3 protein-coding genes are annotated in these 3,520 nt (G+C 44.1%); 2 read left to right on the top strand and 1 reads right to left on the bottom strand.

Features of this window, described 5'->3' with window-relative positions; all coding sequences use genetic code 11:
• Positions 1 to 284 precede the first annotated feature (284 nt).
• Positions 285 to 419, bottom strand: coding sequence for a hypothetical protein (locus ACYTXL_RS17700; protein WP_461925885.1), 135 nt, complete (start codon positions 417 to 419; stop codon positions 285 to 287).
• 31 nt (positions 420 to 450) lie between these two features.
• Between ACYTXL_RS17700 and ACYTXL_RS17695 the strand changes: the two genes are divergently transcribed.
• Positions 451 to 1,719 carry a Zn-binding domain-containing protein gene (locus ACYTXL_RS17695; protein ID WP_461925884.1) on the top strand — a complete coding sequence of 423 codons (1,269 nt, stop codon included), beginning with the start codon at positions 451 to 453 and terminating at the stop codon, positions 1,717 to 1,719.
• Between the two features lie 443 nt (positions 1,720 to 2,162).
• Positions 2,163 to 3,368, top strand: coding sequence for a glutathione S-transferase family protein (locus tag ACYTXL_RS17690; protein ID WP_461925883.1), 1,206 nt, complete (start codon positions 2,163 to 2,165; stop codon positions 3,366 to 3,368).
• Positions 3,369 to 3,520: the final 152 nt, after the last annotated feature.

Genomic DNA, 3,520 nt, shown 5'->3' with positions numbered 1-3,520 from the left:
CAAATAGTCGTGTCTCTTCTTTTACTTGAAATTGAACGCCTAGCTCCCCTTGCACGTAGTTGTGGTTTTGACATTCATACTTCCAGGTGCAAGATGTGAGTAGAGTCAGTTAAGCAGTTAGAATCTGCCCGTCGCACTATTGACCGTTTTGCTGGAGGTGATGTTGCCCACGAAGAACGTAACAATGCGGAAGCACAGGCACGAGAAGCACAACGACAAATTGATCTACTCGTAGGACACAGCCAAGGCAAGAGTAATTCCCAGTTTGAATTTTATCCCTATCGTTACTTTGCTGCCGAAGGGTTTTTACCAGGGTTCAACTTCCCTCGCCTGCCAGTCCGAGCATTTATTCCGGCTGGTGAAGGTGGTGAATTTATTTCTCGCCCCCGCTCAATGGCATTACGGGAATTTGCTCCCAATAATATCCTTTACTACGAAGGTAGTAAATTCATGGTGGCCAAAACAAAAGTTCCTGTTGGCGGCATTGAAGGCGAGTATAAACGGGTGAGTGTCTGCGCTAATTGTGGGTATTACCACGACGGCGATTTTCGTGACACTTGTGAAAACTGCGGCGCAGAAATTAAACCTGATGCTCATGGCAATGTAGCCAAATTAACTCGTGTACTACCAATGGAAACTGCGATCGCTCGTCGTCGAGAACGCATTACCTGCGACGAAGAAGAAAGGCTCAAGTACGGCTACAACATCACCACACATTTCCGCTACGCTAGCCAAAAGCGGGAATCAGCTATTGTTCAAGCTGCTGATGGTACACCACTGTTCAAATTAACCTATGGAGCTACAGCTACTATTTGGCGAATTAATCGGGGGCTGAAGAAGAATAGAGAAGAACGAGGATTTAAGCTTAATCCAACAACGGGTGTATGGGGCGACCATAAAAATCCACAGACTCAACAGACACCCGACAGCTTGCATACCGAAGTGAATTTAATGGTCGATGATACTTGCAATATCTTGATTGTTGAGCCATTAAATGTTCCTGTTGAGGGCAGAGAAGCTTTTATTGCCACCCTGCAATACACCTTAGAAACTGCAATTCAAGCCGTTTACAAATTAGAAGCTGATGAACTCGACTCCGAACGATTAGGCGAAGGCAAGTATTTACTGTTCTGGGAAGCTGCTGAAGGTGGTGCAGGTGTAGTCTCTCAGCTATTAGAAAAACCAGAGGCATTTAGAAAAATTGCTGATGCAGCTTTCGACATTTGTCATTTTACACAACCTAAAGACAGTTGTATTCAAGCTTGCTATGAATGCTTGCTCTCTTACCGCAATCAATTTGACCATGCACTGATAAATCGTCACCTAATCAAACCTTGGCTTGACCTGTTACTGGAGAGTATCGTTATTACTCAAGTCAAAGGGCTTTCTCGCGATCAGCAATATCAAAAATTGCTGGAACAGGCAGACCCTAACTCTGATTTTGAGCGTGTGGTTTTGCAAGAAATTTATCAACGGGGATATAAATTACCTGATGCTGCTCAGAAATTTATTCCAGAGGCAAACTGTAAACCAGATTTTGTTTATGAGGAAGAGGCGATCGCAGTTTTTTGTGACGGTTCAGTTCATGATCGCCCCGATCAACGCAAGCAAGACAAGATCGAGAGGGATAATCTTAGGTATAACAGTGGTTACACTGTGGTAAATCTAAGCCATAATGAAAATTGGCTAACAAAGTTAAATATTTTAGGGAGTTTGTAATCCAATAATTCGTATTTATTATTCTTACCCTTTATATTTTGTCAATTAATTGGGAATAATAAATACAAAGCATAGATAATTTTCTTATTCGTAGAGGTATAAAAATTAATTTAATTTATGACAGCAGCTAATCCATTCCCAGAATGAATGTTACAAATTGCCCAAGAACAGGCAGCAAATGCTACCCAAGAAGCGCAAGAAATTCAATTAAAAGCTGATAAAGCAACACGTATCCAAAAAGTTTTGGAAAACATCGAAACAATCTAACCGCACAACAAATTTTTGACTCAGTGATTTAAACTTTTTGGACTCCAAAAAATTGTCAATGCAAGCTTTTTAAACCTTGTACCCCTATTCTCTTATTGCACTCTTTTCTCCAAAAATAGCCTGAAAAGCTTAGAATATAAGAGTTTTACAGCTATTCAGCAGACCCCACTCACCCTATGACTACCGCACCCTTAAGCTGGCAAGAACTAGAAACTCTCACGGACTATCAAATAGATACCGTTAATGGTCTCACCAACGCTAGAGCCAGGTTGCGCTTGTTTGGTCAGCCCGAATCTGATGTGCGGGTAACGCTGTACCGCGATAACCACGCCTGGTGTCCTTACTGCCAAAAAGTTTGGTTATGGCTAGAGGAAAAACAGATCCCCTACCGCATCGAAAAAGTGACAATGTTCTGCTATGGAGAGAAAGAAAGTTGGTACAAACGTAAAGTCCCATCAGGAATGCTCCCCGCGATCGAGCTAGATGGACGGATTATTAAGGAAAGCGATGACATTTTGATCGCTTTGTCAAAGGTATTTGAGCCATTGAGCCAAGGGATGGAAGACCGCACAGTACTTCCTCTACGTCAATTAGAACGACTTTTATTTGGAGCTTGGTGCGCTTGGCTCTGCTCTAGAGCAGAGAACTCTCAACAAGAACAACGCAACCGACAACAATTTATCGGAGTGGTGGCTAGGGTTGAGTCGGCTCTGGGTCGCACCCCAAGCCCTTACTTTCTATCGGAGTTCGGTATCGTCGATGTGATTTTTACGCCATATCTCGAACGGATGAATGCGAGCCTTTACTACTATAAAGGCTACTCCCTACGTTCGGAAAACCCTCGCTTGAGCGCATGGTTTGCGGCAATGGAAAGCCGACCGACCTACTGCGGTACCCAGAGCGACTTTCACACCCATGTACATGATTTGCCGCCCCAGATGGGGGGCTGTTGGGAAAACGGCGAAACCCAGATGCTTCTTAATAAAGCGCGGGTGGATAACGGTCCCTGGTTTGGGCTACCAGATGTTACTTATCCAGAACCGGAAAACTCACGCATGGAAGCTCTTCAACGAACTATCGAACACCGCATCAATATTATCCGAGTCAACCCCAAAGATGATAAATTGTTTGATCAAGCGCTACGTTGTGCTTTAACACACATGATGACAGGTGAAGACTGTGTACCTCCATCGGGATCTGATGTCGCTCTCCGATATTTGCGCGATCGGATTAATGTACCGCGAGACATGTCCATCTACGCAGCCAAGCGATTGAGGGAATCCCTGGAGAAAACCGCAGCCCTTGCGGGTGATGGACAGCCAGACCCCATTCCCACTAAGCATCGACGAGATCAAGACCCGTCTAACTTTGTCATCAAGTAGGATTACCGCACTCATCCTGGCATAAAGCGCAACTCTAACAGTGAACAGTTATCTTGGTATGAACTACCTCTAGCTAGCTTCGCTTGAGCTAGAGGTTTCTACATCCTCTAGCCTGTCTTTAGCGAAATTACTTTGAGATTTTTGACGCTTCA

The sequence above is a fragment of the Nostoc sp. genome, assembly GCF_054880495.1.
Note: the sequence above shows the minus strand (reverse complement) of the source record. Positions and strands in the feature narration are given on the sequence as shown.